The sequence below is a fragment of the Cytobacillus sp. FSL R7-0696 genome, assembly GCF_038006865.1.
Lineage (GTDB): Bacteria > Bacillota > Bacilli > Bacillales > Cytobacillaceae > Cytobacillus > Cytobacillus kochii.
The window spans coordinates 48,504-62,983 of the sequence record NZ_JBBOWA010000002.1 but is presented as its reverse complement, the minus strand read 5'-3'; the positions used below and the strand labels follow the sequence as shown (position 1 = coordinate 62,983).

The following is a 14,480-nucleotide window of genomic DNA, read 5'->3' as shown; positions in this document are numbered from 1 at the left end:
TCTATCATTTTGTTAACTAACTAATAGATCAACCCACCTACGAAAACCTCGTAATATTGGTTGAACATTTTTACTATCAAGCTCTCCGCCGAACCCTATAAACCCATTCTCATTGAAAGAAATAGCTTCTCTTGAATCAAAATAGCTTCCTCTTACTTTTAAAAAGGCGTATTTTAGTCCAGTGCGTTTGAGTACCTTCAAATCTTTCGCCAATGGTTTCCGAACCTTCATGTCCATTGCTTTGGCATGTTCAGTTCCTTCTTTCAAATACAAATCCAATTCTTCTGCTAAGAAATTGTTGAGCGTTGCAATATCTTCAACCTCAATATCTGAATAAGACAAACCCGAATTTTTAAAATACTCTCTAGCTTCGTCCCTGTTCATTTTTATCTCCTTCCTAAGTGAACATTTTGCTTACTTTGTTTCATCCTTTAATTTTTCAATAGACTCGCATAATGCTAAAACTCCTACTGATGACCATATTAAAATCCTTGTAAACAAACTGACACCTTCACCATTTTGATAAAGTGTAATTGATGAAATTAACCCTAGAACAACCACAATCCACAATAAAAACTTAGCCACTTTTTCACCTCTTCACTTAATACAGGAATCTCTGCTTATCGTGTTTCGCTAACCCTACGCAATTCCTCGTCAATCTCCGCAATCCTTTCCACCTTATCCTCCGCCTCACTATCCGCATACCATTTACGCCTATCCAACAGATTATCGACCGCCTCTGCTCGCTCTTTTCGCGCCTTCTTCCTGCGTTCAGCCTCTTGCGCAGATAATTCGCGTGCTGACGGCTTAGGCGCTTCCTTCTCCTTTTTGCTTCCGCCGAACCCAAATTCTCCGAAATAATACATCGCTAAATCCTCCTCGTAATTTAGTTTCGCAGCCTTTGGCGGATTCGCTCGCAAGTATTCGTCCGCCTGCGCCGCGTCAGCAACTAGCGTCAAGTCACCTTCGTCAGCTTCGAGCCAATCGCCGCGACTGCACTCGATCAGCTCGTAAACCATTTCGTCCCATTGTTCATGCGGATAGTAATGACGTTCCTCGCGAAAGCCGTCGACTTGAAAGATGATGTCCGGATAGCCTGCTACGGAAACTAGATCGCCGAATGTGAAATCGGGCTTATTCATCGAAACAGCTCCGGATTCTCGTAAATGTTGCCGATCACTTCAGATACAGAATTAAATTGCCCAAGTGACTTATATGCTACGAACTCAGCACAATCAATATTCCAAGAACCGAACATATAATTCCAGACCACAGGACCAATCTTATAAATCCCTCTTTTATAGTGAAACTTTACAACATCTCCCTCATAAATCTCCCTGCCGTTCTTGTCTAAAAGACTAGTAAATTGTCTTAATTTGGCGCTTTCTAGATAGAATCCAGTATGAGAACCCTTATTTTCTCCCTTTACAAAATACCCAGTAGATAAAGATTCATACTCGCCTTTAGTATTCTTCATAAGGTTTAAACTTGTAACTTGAACCATACAATGACCCAACCAAGCTTGGAGCTTTATCTCACGCACGCTCATCTTCGCATCCCCCTTTTCGATTCTCCTTCGAAATGAATTGGCGCACACATGTCGCGAATCCTATCGTAAAGCCTAGCGTCAAATATATGCGTCAGCTCCTCCATCGCAAGATTGCTCGTATAAATCGTAGGCTTGGCGCTTGCCACGCGCGCATTAATCGAGCTATGCAAATCGGCTCTGTAGCCCTCCGTTGCTGATCGAACGCCAATGTCGTCATAAACGGCGAATGGCGCTTCCTCTGCTGACGCTAGACGGCGGTAATATTCCTTGGAGGACTTCTCCGCCACTTCGCGCGCGATGCCCGACCGATTAAATTTGTTATATAGCGTCTGTAGCTCGTTTACGTCGAGCCAATATGCCGGCTGCTGTAGCGCCTTCCTATCGCGCTTCAAACTGCCGAGGTAATGTGCCGTTAGCCATGCGTTAAGCGCTGCCGCTGCCGAAGTAGTCTTGCCGGTGCCGGGCGATGCGCTCCAAAGATAGAGCGACTTTATACGCGATGCATCTTCGTCGAATTGCCGTTCGAACGTTTTCACATACGCGTCCAGTGCGCTATAGGCTTTCGGCTGGCTTGCGCGCGCTGGCGAATTAGTCATCGTTACTTTTGCGTAGTCTGTCGGCACGCCTGCCGCCGCTGCTCGACCGCCTGTGCCGCTCATGCCGTGAAGCTGTATGAAATGCTGACACGTCGGCTTGCATGCATCAGTGCCGGCGAGCTTGCATTGTTGCGCTAGTAGGCAGCGTTTTGCGTGATCATTCGTCAATATGGCGCACCTCCAACTTTTTCACCCGATGTACAAGCAACGAGTGCAGCAACGCTTCCAGTCACCGTAATAATGATAAAAACTGTCGGACCGTACGTTGGATGTATCATAATAGCCAGTCGACCTAGCCAATAAAATGTAGCAAGCGCCATCACTAGCGCGCAAACGATTCCGTTTAAAAATGCCCACACTATGAAAAAGACTCTTACCTTATTCAACTCGCCACTCCTTTTTACGTTCGACTTCCGTCATTCCCACATCGTTAAATATCGCTACATGCTCGCTTAACATTCGGGGCTGTAACTCATCGGCGGTATAGCGTTTGCCCGACACGCTTACTACCGCAGGCGCTCCGTTTGCCAGCGCGTTCATTGCTTGCGTTAAGCCTAGTCCGTTCATTTTCGCTTAGCGACGCTAATTATCGTTGCGCAAAGAACCATTCCCGCGATCATTCCCGAAGTGAAAACGCATATTAAAAGCCAGTTTACCGCGCTCATTTGCCGTCAACTCCTCTCGTTTTTAGAACCAATCCAACTCGATTTCCGTTTCTTCCGCGCTACTTGCCGACTCAGCCCGCTGTTGCTTTCGCTTGACCGCTATCTCCGCCTGTTGTAATTCCGCACGCTTGTAGGCGAAAATGAAGCCGAATGACATCGCTGGATACTGCAGGTTTACCCGATGCGTAGCGAAGCATATATCGATGTACTCGCGAATTACTTCCGCGCCATGCTTATTGATCGCGTTCTTTAGCTGACCTTTTTCGGTGGACCATCGTCGACTGACCGAGCCTGAACCGAACGGCTCGTAGGTTACGCCGTATAGCTCACGGTTGCGGTCGATAAGATACTGGTGTGCCGTGCTAACGTTCCACTTTTCGATGGGCAAGTTTCGCCAATCCTTCGTGCTTATTCGTGTCATTTGCGTGACTCCTTTCGTTTGGTTAACTCGACTTCCTATTACATATCGCAATACATTTCCACTCTTTTTTCTAGTCGTTGGTTCACGTACCGCAACCGTTCGACCTCCGCAATCAACTCGAGCACCTCTCGCGTCATATCCGGCGTAACCGTATAGCTATAGAACTCCTCGCCAGTTCGATTGTGCCACTGTACAGATTCGTCGATTCTCTGCCATTTAAGTTTAATTTCGCTCATTCGTCGTCATCCTCTCCGTATAAATAGCGATTTATCTCGGACCAAACCTCCGTACTATCCATAACACCTTGCGCTTCCATTAATAAATTCTCCGCCCGATCCAACCGCTTTCCTTGCGCATTGACGTACCACTGCAACTCCGCGATCATATCGAGCAATGCCGGAATGTCAGTACGTGCGTGGGCGATGAACTCTGCGTCATACCCTGCGTCTGCCTCAGCGATGACAATACCGTTATTTTTGTTCTTCACTTCGTACCCCTTCCACGGACCGCCTTTAACGTAAGCACCGTCGAATGATACCCGACATATTCTTTCCTTAATTTCCGCCAATTCTTCATGTGATAATTTCGCCATTAAAAAGACATCCTTGTATTTGTATTCGACGCTAAGTTGCGCCCTTGTTTTACCGTCTACAAACGCGTTCTGACGGCTTATAATTGACGCTGAGTGTATTTGTATTACTCCGTGGTTAAAACGTCTGTATGAGCGTTTATATGCGTCTGATTATGCGTTAATGCCTTCGATTTGGATGCCGAGTATGGCTAGCGTATTTCTAATAGCGACGACTTTAGCGAGATGCTCAATGCGTTCTGTACCGACACTGTCGTGATAGCTTTGCTCTTGACATACGTAATACTCGCGTAACTTTTCTTCCGGAGATTGTTCGATTTCATATCCGATATACAATGCTGCGATAAAGTCATCGTCATCGATCGAGTTAGCCGGTGCAAAATCCGGAACTGTCCAGCCACCGTCAAGCTTTTCTTTTATTATCTGACGTCCTCCTAAAAATTTACCGCCGCTACTCCATACGTTTCTTAACGCTTCTAACGCTTTTGCTTGTTCTGCCGTTAATTTAGGTTTATCCATATTGCGTTCCTCCTTGTTATATATTTCGCATAGTATTTTCGCGAAAGGTTTATTATTTAATTAATCTTGGCGTTATTTATGAACAAAGTGAATAAATGGCGCAAGGTTTAATTCTTTATTACTTAATTCTTTTTAAAGTAATTCTTTTTCATTTACACTGGCGTAGTCTATTACCTCCGTCTCTGTAGAAGTAATCTCCGTCAGCGTAGTTAGATGTCTCTTTTCCTTGCCGAGCAACTTGCCGATTGCCTTCGCCCCATACTTCGTCACCACCTTTCGCAGACCTTCCGCCATTAATTCTTCCGTCGCGCGAAACTCTCGCTTATCTTTCGGATCATGGACGATGTAATAAATTTTATCCTTGCCACGTCCGATAGGCTTGCGTTCAATATCGACTAGTCCGCTTGCTTCGAGTATGTCGTCGAGTATAGGCAACGTTGAATATGATAGCTGGAACTTTTCGACTACGCCATTACGACCGCGCCATGCTTTGCCGATATCTGCGTTGCTCTCATCGTTGTTTCGCGAACGGAGCAAGAATAGGTAATATAGCGTTGCCTTGTCGCCGATGTACGGATGGTATAAGTCGAAAATGTCGTGATACATAATGACGAAGCCTGATCGTAGGTCGCCTGTGCGTATATATGCGTTTGATTGCGTCATTGTTTGGTCTCCTTACTTTGTTTGAAATTCGTAACTTTTCGCGAAATCGTGAAGTTTCTTGTATCCGATTAGTTGTATCGCAGTATCCATTTTGCGGTACGGAAACTTACCGTCACCTTTATTCGGTAAATCCGCCACTCGTTCTTTATGCAAACGGGATAACGGAAGCTCGAAGAATTTTTCTACCTCCGTGTAAAATGGTCGGATTCTTGACGGGTGATTCCCTTCTGTCTTCGAGTACAGAGTAGCGATGATTTCTGACGACTGTTTTTCGTCTTCCAGCCCTTCTAGGCTATCCGTAACATAAACTTTCTTATCAGCGCCACTCTCTTTCTGCGCTGAATTTAACGCCGGTAGTAATTCGGTAATTAACGCTTTTATTTGAGCGCTAACTACTTCGGACAGTTTATCCTCAAACATACGCCCTACTTGTGTCATAAGTTCGTTGTTATTCTGTGCGATTACTGTAGAGATTTCGTTAATATCCGTGTTCTTACCTTTGTCTTTTCCGCCAAAAAATGCCATAATTAATTCCCCATTTCTATAATAGTGTTATTTTTATAAATCGACTTTGCGAAACTATTCCAAAAATCGTCAAAGTTATCTAACTTATCACATAGGCTTTCGTTCTGTTCGATGCTTTTTTTAAGTTCCGGAGCTTCAGCCGCAATAGCTGCATATTTACAACGAATATATTCAAGCTCTTCTATAAAGTCTGCGTAAAACTGTTTACGGCTTTCCTTGCTGACTGACCTTGTAAATTCTGCTTGAGGCTCCTTCTCAACGTAAACATATTCCGTCCTTACCTCCGGCTCTACATCCTCCCTAGATTCGAGCGTGTCGCGTAATATATCCGATTCCCTCAACGCCATATCCCGTTGTGCTTCGGCTTGTTTGCGGGCTTGCTCAGCCTCTTCCGCAGCAAGTAACGCTTTCTTTTCCCGTGCTTTAAATTCCTCGATTTCCCTACGAGACATTTCCGTTAGTTTTTTAGTTGAACCATTCGGCATTTCACGAGGCTTTTCGAGTTCTTCATCGTCGAAAGGAATTAGCAAATATAGAACAGATAACGAAGGAGGTAATTCATGCACCGGTGCATGTTTAGCAAAACGATCGTACACTCGTATAAATCTTCGAGCATGTCCTTGTGTCATATTCATCTTTTCTAACCACTCCGACCACTCACCATGAACTAAATCCTTCTCTTTAACGTGTTTAAGCCTGTACCCAATTTCGAATATTGCTTCGCCTGCTACACGTTGATATGCGTTAATTTCTGCTGTAATGATGTTCAAGTCAGTCGATAACTCTGCCGAAGCATCACCGCCTTTAATTTCGTTCATTTTGATTCCTCCTTATTTGCGTAAGTTATATATCGCGTTGTGTAGATTTATTTACATAAAAATTATCCGCTCTTACTTTAAATAACGGATTACATGTGAATTTCTGACATAAAAACCGTAAACTTTTTTCGTCTTTCATTTTAAATAACGGATAACTTTCGCAAAGTGGGCGTTTTTCATATTCATAAGGTGATACGTTCGCGAATGAATTTCGAGCATATAAACGAAAAAAAAAAATCGCCAATCCCGAAGGACTGACGATAGGTTTAACGTTTTCTTTTTCTCGGTTTATTTAATTTTCCGCTAATCTGATTCATTGCCGAATATTTCCCGTGTTGCTCGTATAATGATTGACGCGACAAATGTGTATAGCGCATAACCATCCGCAAGTCATTGTGTCCAAGCAACATTTGCAAATGACGGATATCGCCGCCCGCTTCAAGGAACATCGTAGCTGCCGTATGTCTAAATAAATGCGGATGAACATTCTTCTCAATTTCCGCCTTTTTCGCATATTTATTAAGTCGTTTGCGAAAGTGATCGCGCGTTAACGGCTCGCCGTAGTTTGCGAGGAATATATAGTCACTCTCGAAGTCGGCAACATTTTCGCTAATTAATTCCTTTAATAATCGAAGCGTAATCGGTTGTAATGGAATAGTCCTCGCTTTACGACTTTTTGCAATGGTAGCCGGAATCGTTACGCATTTATTAGTAAAGTCAACGTCACTACGTCTAAGCCCAAGCGCCTCACTTATACGACACATACTATCGAGTAATAAATGCATTAACGCGTAGTCTCTAAATGCGGAATATTCGCGTTGGTTAGGCGTAGCAAGTAAGCGTTTTAACTCATCAGCATTTAGAATAACGATTTCTTCTTCAGGCTCACGCACATTTTTTACGCCGACCATCGGATTATTTACGATGAGATTTTCATCCTCTAAGCAATTAAATAGAACGCGCAAGGTTTTTAGCCGCGTATTTATGGATGATGGAGACAGTCCGACGGTCATGACGGATTCCTTCTTATATTTATGGCCTTCGAATTTTATTAACCGTTCATTCATATAAACGATATACTCTCGAATAATGTCGCGATCGATTACCGTCATTGAACGCTTAATATCATGTCGGTCAAGAAATTCGATAAAGAATCCGTAGTTATCCTCATATTGCCTAATCGTACTTAACGCGCGCCCCTCCGCTTTCTTTATCGATATAAATTTCGCGAATAAGTCATCGAGATTATTTACGGAGCTCCTTACTTTCGTTCGTGTACTTTTAACCCGTTTACCTTGACGCTTGTCTTTCAAAACAACGCCCTCCCGCTTGATTATTAACGGAAATATACGTGTCCACTACCCTACGTAAAATAGGAGCGCAACCCTGCGTCCAAGTCACCGGCTAAGTCACCGTAAACAAAAAGACGGCAGAAACGCTATAATACCAACGTTTACTGCCGTCAATTTCATCGAGTATGATTCCGACTGGGTTCGAACCAGCGACCTCTACCCTGTCAAGGTATTCGATAAGTCAGTCGCTAAGTCAACGGTAAGTCAGACGTTGGTATTATTAAGTTTTTAACACGTACAAGTCATCCGTTAAGTCAAATTATATCGCTAGGAGCGCCACCTTGCAAGTCATTAAAGCCGTACCCTCTACGCCAATTCCACACCGACCACTTCCGCCATCTCAACGTAAGCAGACGCACCATCCAGTGTCACTAAGCGTATCTTTTGGTGGACGTGGTCAACGTAATGTGACCGCCCAACTATCTCCGTAATACTGCCCGCCTGCCATATCGATATTTTCAACGCCAAATTAAATTCCATCGCGTAAGCTATTCTCGCGTCAAACTCCGCTTGTTGATGCTCGTCAATTATCGGCTTTGCTACGTGGTCCAGCTCGGCATGCATGACGCCCAGCTCCGTTACATGCTCCGGCATAAAGAAGCCTTGCCACTTTTTAATGCCGCGATCTTTTAACGACATATTAACGCCTCCCTTTTAGAGCGTCCACTTAAACCGGCGCTCTTTTACCGCTAATTATAAACGAACAAATGTTCCTAGTCAATCGTTCAGCCAATCGTAATCCGGCACTGGCGAAGGCTCTACGGAAGCATTCTGACGCAATACTTGCGATGTTGTCGTCTGCCATGCGCGATATAAATAATTTTCTAGGCTGCGTAATTTGCGCTGCTTGTACTTTAATATCGCGTTAAAGAACGTTTCTACAAACGGCGTAGCGTTATCCTCGATGATGATGTCGTTATGTATTGATCGTTTAGCGCGAAGCAATATGCCGTAATATTTATAGATTCCTTCAGCGTCAAAGTATCGTTCCATTGCGTCATATATTTCACTTGGCAGCGAGCTTTTCAATGCTTGCGAAGGAATGACTGACGTATCTAATACGTTGTTTTTTGAAAGATTAATAGAATTAAAAGGTTCGTTTTCATTTTTCGTCGTTTGCGCCGTTGTCTCCGTAGGCTTTTCGCGTTTCTCACGATTGGACAAAGTCGACTGGTCATTGCGAGTAGCACGCAGCTCATTGCGCTTAAAAGGAAGGACGCGGAGTATGTTAGCGCCCTTGCCTCCGTTTACTTTTCGCATGGTTGCAACCTTTTCGATAATGCCCAGCTCCGCCAACTTATTAACGATGCGGCGCGCCGTCTTTTCGCTTTTGTCGATTAGTTTCGCTAATGTTGTCGCTTTTAAATGCGCAGCGCCTGCGAACTTGACCGCATAGCGAGCGATAGTATTAAGGGCAGCGCGATCCGTATCATTAAGGCTGAACGCGTTACTCTTTAAATGTGCGTCTACATTTGCGTTTAATTCCTGCGTCGAATTGAAAGTTTGATAGTCCGATAGATAGTGCATCAGTTTATGCCTCCCGTAATTTACGTTTAATGTAACTATAAATTACGTCTTGCGTAATTGTCAAGGACAAGTTATAATCTTTTTAAGGCGGTGATATTATGCGATTAGAGTTGAGATTAAAGGAACTATTAAGGGAACGCGGAATGGAACAGAAAGACCTCGTCGAGTTGACAGGATTGACTACGAGAACGATCAGCGAAATGGCAAATAACAAACTTAAACGATACCCTAAAGACGCGTTAGAAAAGATTATGGTTGCGTTAGACTTACACGAACCCAATGAGTTATTCCGAACAAGTAAAGATTAAAGAGACTTCGCGATTTCTACGAGTAAGTCCATAAGTATCGGCAGCATTTGAACGAGCACGTAACCTAAGCCCGCTTTCTGAATGAGCGATAATCCTTTGTCGCTATTGCCGATCATTACGAATATCCCTCCGCCAAGCATCATGATTAACGCGATAGGGTAACTAATAGCCTTAACGAGTTCTACAATCGGATCAAACGCGTTCACTACTTTCGCCGTTACTGCTCCATTAATCGCGCCAGCAGCCGCAAAGCTAACGTCACCAAAGCCGAGCGATATTACCGCGACGCCCGCTATTGTCGTTACTTTCGCGACAGTTTTCCAATTGACGCGTTTTTCCTCCTTCTTATAATCACGCGACATAAACTCCGAAATAGACATCGTTTCTACTTTATTACGTTTAAACATACCGTCCACTCTCCTTATTTAAATTCGCTCGCTACATAAATCTTAACGTCTAGTCCTTCGCACATTTTCGCAAGCTGTTTACGGCGATATTCCGTCGTTGTTAGCCAGATAAATTTCGGCTTTATTTCGAATACGCCAAGCGATAATAACTCGCGATATTTATGAATCTTCGCATGATTTTCCGTCATTCGCTGTGTTCTATCTATCTCGCAAATGTGATAGCGATTGCCTACGTTAAATACTGCGTCAGCCACTACAGAAACCTTGCCCGCGACCGTAAGTTTTATTTCCTGTTCCCACGAAGTCGGGCAGCCGTATGCCAAGTATAAATCGTTGCGCATCAAGTAATGTTCAATTTGCGTCGTTTTCTTTACGACCTTGCTCGCACCAACCATTTCGCGACCATATGCGTTAAGGTAGTAAACCTTTTCGTCTAAGCGTACGGAATGTAAATAGTCGCTCATGTTGGCCAGAATCCGATTAGCATTGCGATTACCGCCGAGCCTATGCATGCGTTGAAGTTGCGACCTACTAAGAAAGTCGAGTTTTTTCAAGCTTAAGAGTATACGTTCCTGGCGTTGTTCCTTTGCGATGAGTGTTTGCATTTGCATTATCGTCATCCTTTCTTGCGCGAATATTAATATGTGGTCCAATGATTTCGCTAATTTGCTCGTTTGTAATTAACGGCGTTTGTACAACTTGGCGACCATCCGGCGTCTGATAAATTGCGCGACCTTTAATGCGCGGCAGTTGATCCGCACCGCCTTCGTCAAGCACAACCTCGCTTGCAATTTTCGTCTGTAATCGAAAGCAAACGCGCGTATCAACATTCTGCTTAATCTGACGCGGCAATGTATCGGCAGTAGGATATTGCGTACAAAAGATAAGACGGAATCCTAGACTGGCACCAATACGCGCTATTCTCGCGAGTATTCTTTCGCATTCAACACGCGCCTTCTTTTCTTCCGCGTCAGTAATGCCCGCGCTCGCTATCTCGGCAGCTTCATCGATAATAATAAAGTGACGATACGGGTCGCATGCTTCGCGAATATTTTCGTATCCTTGCGCAAGATATAACGCTTCCTTTGCCGTTATTTTAGCGTCTATTTCGCGCAAGCTATCTAATGTCTCGTAAATGTCTTTCGCCACGCTATCGACCTGTATGGCGCTCTGATAGCGTGCAAACGTTAAGCCTCCTTTTAAATCGATTAAACTCATGCGAACATGCTCCGGCTTGCGTGCGATGGTGGACGTAATTAAGTTCTTTAGAAATACTGATTTACCGTAAGTTGTTGCGCCAGCTACGATTAAATGTCCGCTTTCCATATCATGCGTTACGAAGCCTTTTCGCGACATGCCTAACGGGATTTGCCACCCATTGCACCGCTTAAGCAACTCGCGATCGAAGGCGAAAAAGTCCGTCAATGCTTCATTATAGACGCGAAACTTCAACATGCCGTCAAATTCAATTTCCACCTCTTTTCGTAGCTTCCGTTTCTTGCGGGCTAATTTTCGCAATTGAGACAGCAAATCCTTGCGCCAATTTAACGCCTTTAAGTCCGCGATAGATATGTCGAGAACACTCTTTTTCGCGTTTAGTCCGTCCTGGAAACGGTCTACTTTTTCGCGAAACTGCTTAGACGACAAGCCCTGCGGTAGGTGAAAAACATACTCGGTATGGTCTACTTGCTTAGTCCGTCTGTATGGACGTATTTTCGTACCGTCCTTTGCGACCAGGCCCGCGTTTTCTGCAATTCGCGAAATATTATTCGTATCATTTCCGCCTAACCCCCTTTGCGATAATTTCGAGTAACCGATAAGTCCGCCGACAACTGCCGAAGAAAGTAGCTCGAATAACATGCGCATCACCACCTTTTGTATATAATACAGTTCCGCCTAAACGGAAGAGTCGGCGCCTTGTTTGCGCCTTGCTGCGTCAACATTTCGCCTATTCTTTTCGTAATTCTGTATGGGAATTTTAATTGGTATATTAAAAGGTATGGCGAACGGAATGTCCTATATGTTACTTTTTTGCGAATAAAAAACTTTTGGCTCGTCAATAATGAGAAAAAATAGAGCGCAGGAGTGATCGGAGTGTTTTCGTTTTTCGGTATAGGAAAGAGTCGTACGAAGTTTGGGCGATGGATTGATAAGAAGGAAATTACGCAGATTGAAATCGAAGAGAAGTCGGGTCTAAGTCGCCGTACAATTTCGCGACTATGCAATGATAAGGAATATACGCCGAAGATATCGACAGTAGCGCGGATTAAGAAGGCTTTAAAGGAGATAGGCGAAGGGTATCCGCCGGATGATTATTTCGGAATGTAGAAAGAAGAAAAGACGCCCTAGCTCGCAAGCCGGGGCGCCTTATTATTTCCAGTTGATTATTGTTAAGTTTTCGCATTTTTTACACTTTAAATTATCTGCATTAACTATCACGGAACTCTTTTTCTCACAATGCGGACACTTCACGTCATACCAACCGAGCCCAAGAGCGAAAAGTGCCCCCGCAAACATTATCATTGGGTATCCAAATATAATACCGATGATTGTTATGCAAAGTAAAAACCCGACTAGAAACAGAACTGAACTTGCGAGTATTGCGAATATTCTTCCGATCCAAGCGAATGTTGACGGCTTTTTCTTCTCAACGTCGATAATTAACGTCTCATTTGAAATTACGTTTTCGTTACTCACAGTGACCGACCTCCTATTTTTTATTACTAATTATACTATCCGAGGATAAATATGTATACGCAAAGAAAAGCGAAAAGTTTCGCCATTCCTTGCGAGATTCCTTCTATTTTTCGCGCGCCTTCTTCGTCACGTCGTTATTTTTCCAGTAGCTCCAAAGCGCAGTCCCGCCGAGGAAAGCAAGCGAAATAAACTCACTCACGCCCGCCTCGTCGACCGGAATCACGCTTAAGCCCGCCATTTCTAATCCCGCGTTAATTAGAGCCAAAAGTAAAAGCACGAATCTACTGACCGTGCCTGCCGAAATCCTATTCATTATTTAGCCTCCTTCGCAATATATGGCGCATAGCCCGCTTTCTTCGCTTTCGCCGCCAAGTCGTCCGCATTGTCTTTCTTGCTGAACGCGCCGAGCTGTACTTTATATAGCGCGCCGTCCTTCGATGCAAACGCGTCAAAACCTTTAGCCTTCGCTTGTTTGACGAGCGCATCCGCATTAGCCTTCTTACTGAACGCGCCAATTTGAACCTTGTATAAGCTGCCTTTTGATGGCGCTGGCTTCGGCTTGCTTGCCGTCTGTTTCTTCGCTAGCTTGAAAGCCTTCGCGATGCCTGCTGCATGCCCCTGCGCAACTGCTTCGATAAATGACGCTTGCTTTAGCTTTGCCGCGTCCGCTGCTTTATCGATGAACAAGGATTCCGTTAATACTGCCGGCATGCGTGATTCGCGTAGAACGTGATAGTTAGCGCGCTTCTTGCCTCGGTCGCGAACGCCGTCAATACGTTTCATAATTTCGCTATGAATGGCGTCCTGAAACTTCTGCGTGCCCGCGCCAACTGTCGTATAAACGTAGTCCTCGTAGCCCGTGCCTCCGCCTGCGTTAATATGAACGGAAACAAATAAGTCTGCGCCCCAAGCATTCGCCGAGTCCGTCCGTTGCTTAAGCGACAGTGATTGGTCGCCCGTTCTGCTGTACTTAATAGTCGCGCCTTTATAGTCGTTCGCGAGAATAGCTCCGACACGCTTAGCGATTGTCAACGTCAAGTCCTTTTCGCGCAAGCCATTGCCGACTGCTCCCGGATCGTTACCGCCATGTCCTGCGTCAATAAATACTTTTGCCATATTACCGCTTCCCTTCGTATTTTTATTTGATTAGCGCAATGAAAACCGTTACTAATAAGCCCGCGACCGTTAGTAGCGTTCCCCATACCCATTTCGTGTTCGCCTTCATGTCGCGAATGTCGTCGCGGTTTTCCTTCGCTAAGCTGAGCGCTTGGTCCGCTTTTGCGTCCGCTTGTTCAGCCGTATGCTTGACTTCGTTTAAATAGTCAACTTTCGTGTCAATCCGCACGAGCCATTCGCGTATGTCTGCGATTTTCTCGTTAAGCTCGTGTCCTGTCGGCTCCGCCATATTGCGATTCACCTCCTTTAAGGCACGCGAAAAAGACGCCCGATGATGGGCGCCTCCTATTTTTACGTATGAAAAAAGACGCCTTAGTTGGCGCCTATCTTATCGAAATTATTTTTAGCTTCGTCAAACACTTCGTCTATTTTATAATTTATATACATTGCCGAAATGGCACGATGCTGATCCTTTTCAACTTCCGTCAAATTATCGTTAAACATGATAAGAGATTTCGCGACTTTTTCTACTTCAACGATTTCGTCCGCAGTCAATTGTCGCCCTTCGTTTTTCGCGTTAACCATTACGTTATAAGCCGTCTCTGCTTCACTTTCTGCTTTTGCGCTAACCCCTAGAACCAACGACAACCCCAACACGAAAACTAAGCCGACAACAATTAACTTTTTCATAACGAATAATTCCTCCTTGGTATTTGTTACCATCATTA

Annotated in this window: 26 protein-coding genes; 2 read left to right on the top strand and 24 right to left on the bottom strand. The window is 44.5% G+C overall.

The genetic code is table 11. The features are described from left to right. Positions 1 to 12: 12 nt before the first annotated feature. The 16 genes from MKX29_RS24395 to MKX29_RS24320 all read right to left on the bottom strand — a co-directional run bounded on the left by MKX29_RS24395 (position 13) and on the right by MKX29_RS24320 (position 9,224). Positions 13 to 384: a hypothetical protein gene (locus MKX29_RS24395; RefSeq protein ID WP_341105968.1), complete on the bottom strand. Its 372-nt coding sequence runs from the start codon at positions 382 to 384 to the stop codon at positions 13 to 15. Between the two features lie 30 nt (positions 385 to 414). After that, entirely contained in the window at positions 415 to 585 is a 171-nt protein-coding gene (locus MKX29_RS24390) for a hypothetical protein (protein WP_341108563.1), read from the bottom strand. Positions 586 to 620: 35 nt separating this feature from the next. Next, entirely contained in the window at positions 621 to 1,142 is a 522-nt protein-coding gene (locus MKX29_RS24385) for a hypothetical protein (RefSeq protein ID WP_341108562.1), read from the bottom strand. Continuing rightward, positions 1,139 to 1,549, bottom strand: a complete 411-nt coding sequence (locus MKX29_RS24380; protein WP_341108560.1) for a YopX family protein — start codon at positions 1,547 to 1,549, stop codon at positions 1,139 to 1,141. Before MKX29_RS24380 ends, MKX29_RS24385 begins: the two co-directional genes overlap by 4 nt. Then, positions 1,546 to 2,313: a DNA replication protein gene (locus tag MKX29_RS24375; RefSeq protein ID WP_341108558.1), complete on the bottom strand. Its 768-nt coding sequence runs from the start codon at positions 2,311 to 2,313 to the stop codon at positions 1,546 to 1,548. The genes MKX29_RS24380 and MKX29_RS24375 overlap by 4 nt, the downstream gene beginning before the upstream one ends. Further along, positions 2,310 to 2,531, bottom strand: a complete 222-nt coding sequence (locus tag MKX29_RS24370) for a hypothetical protein (protein WP_341108556.1) — start codon at positions 2,529 to 2,531, stop codon at positions 2,310 to 2,312. The genes MKX29_RS24375 and MKX29_RS24370 overlap by 4 nt, the downstream gene beginning before the upstream one ends. A 301-nt stretch (positions 2,532 to 2,832) precedes the next feature. Beyond that, positions 2,833 to 3,231 (bottom strand): hypothetical protein, encoded by a 399-nt coding sequence (locus tag MKX29_RS24365; RefSeq protein ID WP_341108554.1) that lies wholly within the window; start codon positions 3,229 to 3,231, stop codon positions 2,833 to 2,835. 38 nt (positions 3,232 to 3,269) lie between these two features. Continuing rightward, on the bottom strand, positions 3,270 to 3,467 hold the full coding sequence (locus MKX29_RS24360) for a hypothetical protein (protein ID WP_341108552.1): 198 nt from the start codon (positions 3,465 to 3,467) through the stop codon (positions 3,270 to 3,272). Next, on the bottom strand, positions 3,464 to 3,823 hold the full coding sequence (locus tag MKX29_RS24355) for a hypothetical protein (RefSeq protein WP_341108550.1): 360 nt from the start codon (positions 3,821 to 3,823) through the stop codon (positions 3,464 to 3,466). The genes MKX29_RS24360 and MKX29_RS24355 overlap by 4 nt, the downstream gene beginning before the upstream one ends. 150 nt (positions 3,824 to 3,973) lie before the next feature. Further along, a complete protein-coding gene (locus tag MKX29_RS24350) occupies positions 3,974 to 4,339 on the bottom strand; it encodes a hypothetical protein (protein ID WP_341108548.1) in 366 nt (121 codons plus the stop codon). 132 nt (positions 4,340 to 4,471) lie between these two features. Continuing rightward, entirely contained in the window at positions 4,472 to 5,002 is a 531-nt protein-coding gene (locus MKX29_RS24345; protein ID WP_341108546.1) for a hypothetical protein, read from the bottom strand. Between the two features lie 12 nt (positions 5,003 to 5,014). After that, complete coding sequence (locus MKX29_RS24340) at positions 5,015 to 5,527, bottom strand: hypothetical protein (protein WP_341108544.1); 513 nt, start codon at positions 5,525 to 5,527, stop codon at positions 5,015 to 5,017. A gap of 2 nt (positions 5,528 to 5,529) precedes the next feature. After that, positions 5,530 to 6,345 carry a DUF3102 domain-containing protein gene (locus tag MKX29_RS24335; RefSeq protein WP_341108542.1) on the bottom strand — a complete coding sequence of 272 codons (816 nt, stop codon included), beginning with the start codon at positions 6,343 to 6,345 and terminating at the stop codon, positions 5,530 to 5,532. A gap of 266 nt (positions 6,346 to 6,611) precedes the next feature. Next, positions 6,612 to 7,658 carry a tyrosine-type recombinase/integrase gene (locus tag MKX29_RS24330; protein WP_341108540.1) on the bottom strand — a complete coding sequence of 349 codons (1,047 nt, stop codon included), beginning with the start codon at positions 7,656 to 7,658 and terminating at the stop codon, positions 6,612 to 6,614. Between the two features lie 345 nt (positions 7,659 to 8,003). After that, positions 8,004 to 8,336 carry a YolD-like family protein gene (locus MKX29_RS24325; RefSeq protein WP_341108538.1) on the bottom strand — a complete coding sequence of 111 codons (333 nt, stop codon included), beginning with the start codon at positions 8,334 to 8,336 and terminating at the stop codon, positions 8,004 to 8,006. Positions 8,337 to 8,414: 78 nt separating this feature from the next. Next, positions 8,415 to 9,224, bottom strand: a complete 810-nt coding sequence (locus MKX29_RS24320) for a helix-turn-helix domain-containing protein (protein WP_341108536.1) — start codon at positions 9,222 to 9,224, stop codon at positions 8,415 to 8,417. Between the two features lie 98 nt (positions 9,225 to 9,322). On the opposite strand from MKX29_RS24320, the gene MKX29_RS24315 reads away from it, so the two are divergent. Beyond that, positions 9,323 to 9,532 carry a helix-turn-helix domain-containing protein gene (locus MKX29_RS24315; protein ID WP_341108533.1) on the top strand — a complete coding sequence of 70 codons (210 nt, stop codon included), beginning with the start codon at positions 9,323 to 9,325 and terminating at the stop codon, positions 9,530 to 9,532. Here MKX29_RS24315 and MKX29_RS24310 read toward each other — a convergent pair. Genes MKX29_RS24310 through MKX29_RS24300 form a run of 3 tightly spaced genes read right to left on the bottom strand, consistent with a single transcriptional unit; the run spans position 9,529 to position 11,799 of the window. Next, positions 9,529 to 9,939, bottom strand: coding sequence for a hypothetical protein (locus MKX29_RS24310; protein WP_341108531.1), 411 nt, complete (start codon positions 9,937 to 9,939; stop codon positions 9,529 to 9,531). The two genes, MKX29_RS24315 and MKX29_RS24310, sit on opposite strands and share 4 nt — an antisense overlap. Positions 9,940 to 9,953: 14 nt before the next feature. Next, on the bottom strand, positions 9,954 to 10,451 hold the full coding sequence (locus MKX29_RS24305; RefSeq protein WP_341108569.1) for a replication-relaxation family protein: 498 nt from the start codon (positions 10,449 to 10,451) through the stop codon (positions 9,954 to 9,956). Between the two features lie 19 nt (positions 10,452 to 10,470). Continuing rightward, the gene (locus tag MKX29_RS24300; protein WP_341108529.1) at positions 10,471 to 11,799 is read right to left on the bottom strand and encodes an FtsK/SpoIIIE domain-containing protein; all 1,329 of its coding nucleotides are present in this window, start codon (positions 11,797 to 11,799) and stop codon (positions 10,471 to 10,473) included. 225 nt (positions 11,800 to 12,024) lie between these two features. On the opposite strand from MKX29_RS24300, the gene MKX29_RS24295 reads away from it, so the two are divergent. Beyond that, positions 12,025 to 12,267, top strand: a complete 243-nt coding sequence (locus MKX29_RS24295; protein WP_341108527.1) for a helix-turn-helix domain-containing protein — start codon at positions 12,025 to 12,027, stop codon at positions 12,265 to 12,267. Between the two features lie 42 nt (positions 12,268 to 12,309). On the opposite strand, the gene MKX29_RS24290 is transcribed toward MKX29_RS24295, so the two are convergent. From MKX29_RS24290 to MKX29_RS24270, 5 genes are all read right to left on the bottom strand, one after another. Continuing rightward, on the bottom strand, positions 12,310 to 12,636 hold the full coding sequence (locus MKX29_RS24290; RefSeq protein WP_341108525.1) for a hypothetical protein: 327 nt from the start codon (positions 12,634 to 12,636) through the stop codon (positions 12,310 to 12,312). Between the two features lie 103 nt (positions 12,637 to 12,739). Further along, the gene (locus MKX29_RS24285; RefSeq protein WP_341108524.1) at positions 12,740 to 12,949 is read right to left on the bottom strand and encodes a phage holin; all 210 of its coding nucleotides are present in this window, start codon (positions 12,947 to 12,949) and stop codon (positions 12,740 to 12,742) included. Continuing rightward, entirely contained in the window at positions 12,949 to 13,752 is an 804-nt protein-coding gene (locus tag MKX29_RS24280; protein ID WP_341108522.1) for an N-acetylmuramoyl-L-alanine amidase, read from the bottom strand. Before MKX29_RS24280 ends, MKX29_RS24285 begins: the two co-directional genes overlap by 1 nt. A gap of 22 nt (positions 13,753 to 13,774) precedes the next feature. Continuing rightward, a complete protein-coding gene (locus tag MKX29_RS24275; protein ID WP_341108520.1) occupies positions 13,775 to 14,041 on the bottom strand; it encodes a hemolysin XhlA family protein in 267 nt (88 codons plus the stop codon). Positions 14,042 to 14,124: 83 nt separating this feature from the next. Next, positions 14,125 to 14,442, bottom strand: coding sequence for a hypothetical protein (locus tag MKX29_RS24270; RefSeq protein ID WP_341108518.1), 318 nt, complete (start codon positions 14,440 to 14,442; stop codon positions 14,125 to 14,127). Positions 14,443 to 14,480: the final 38 nt, after the last annotated feature.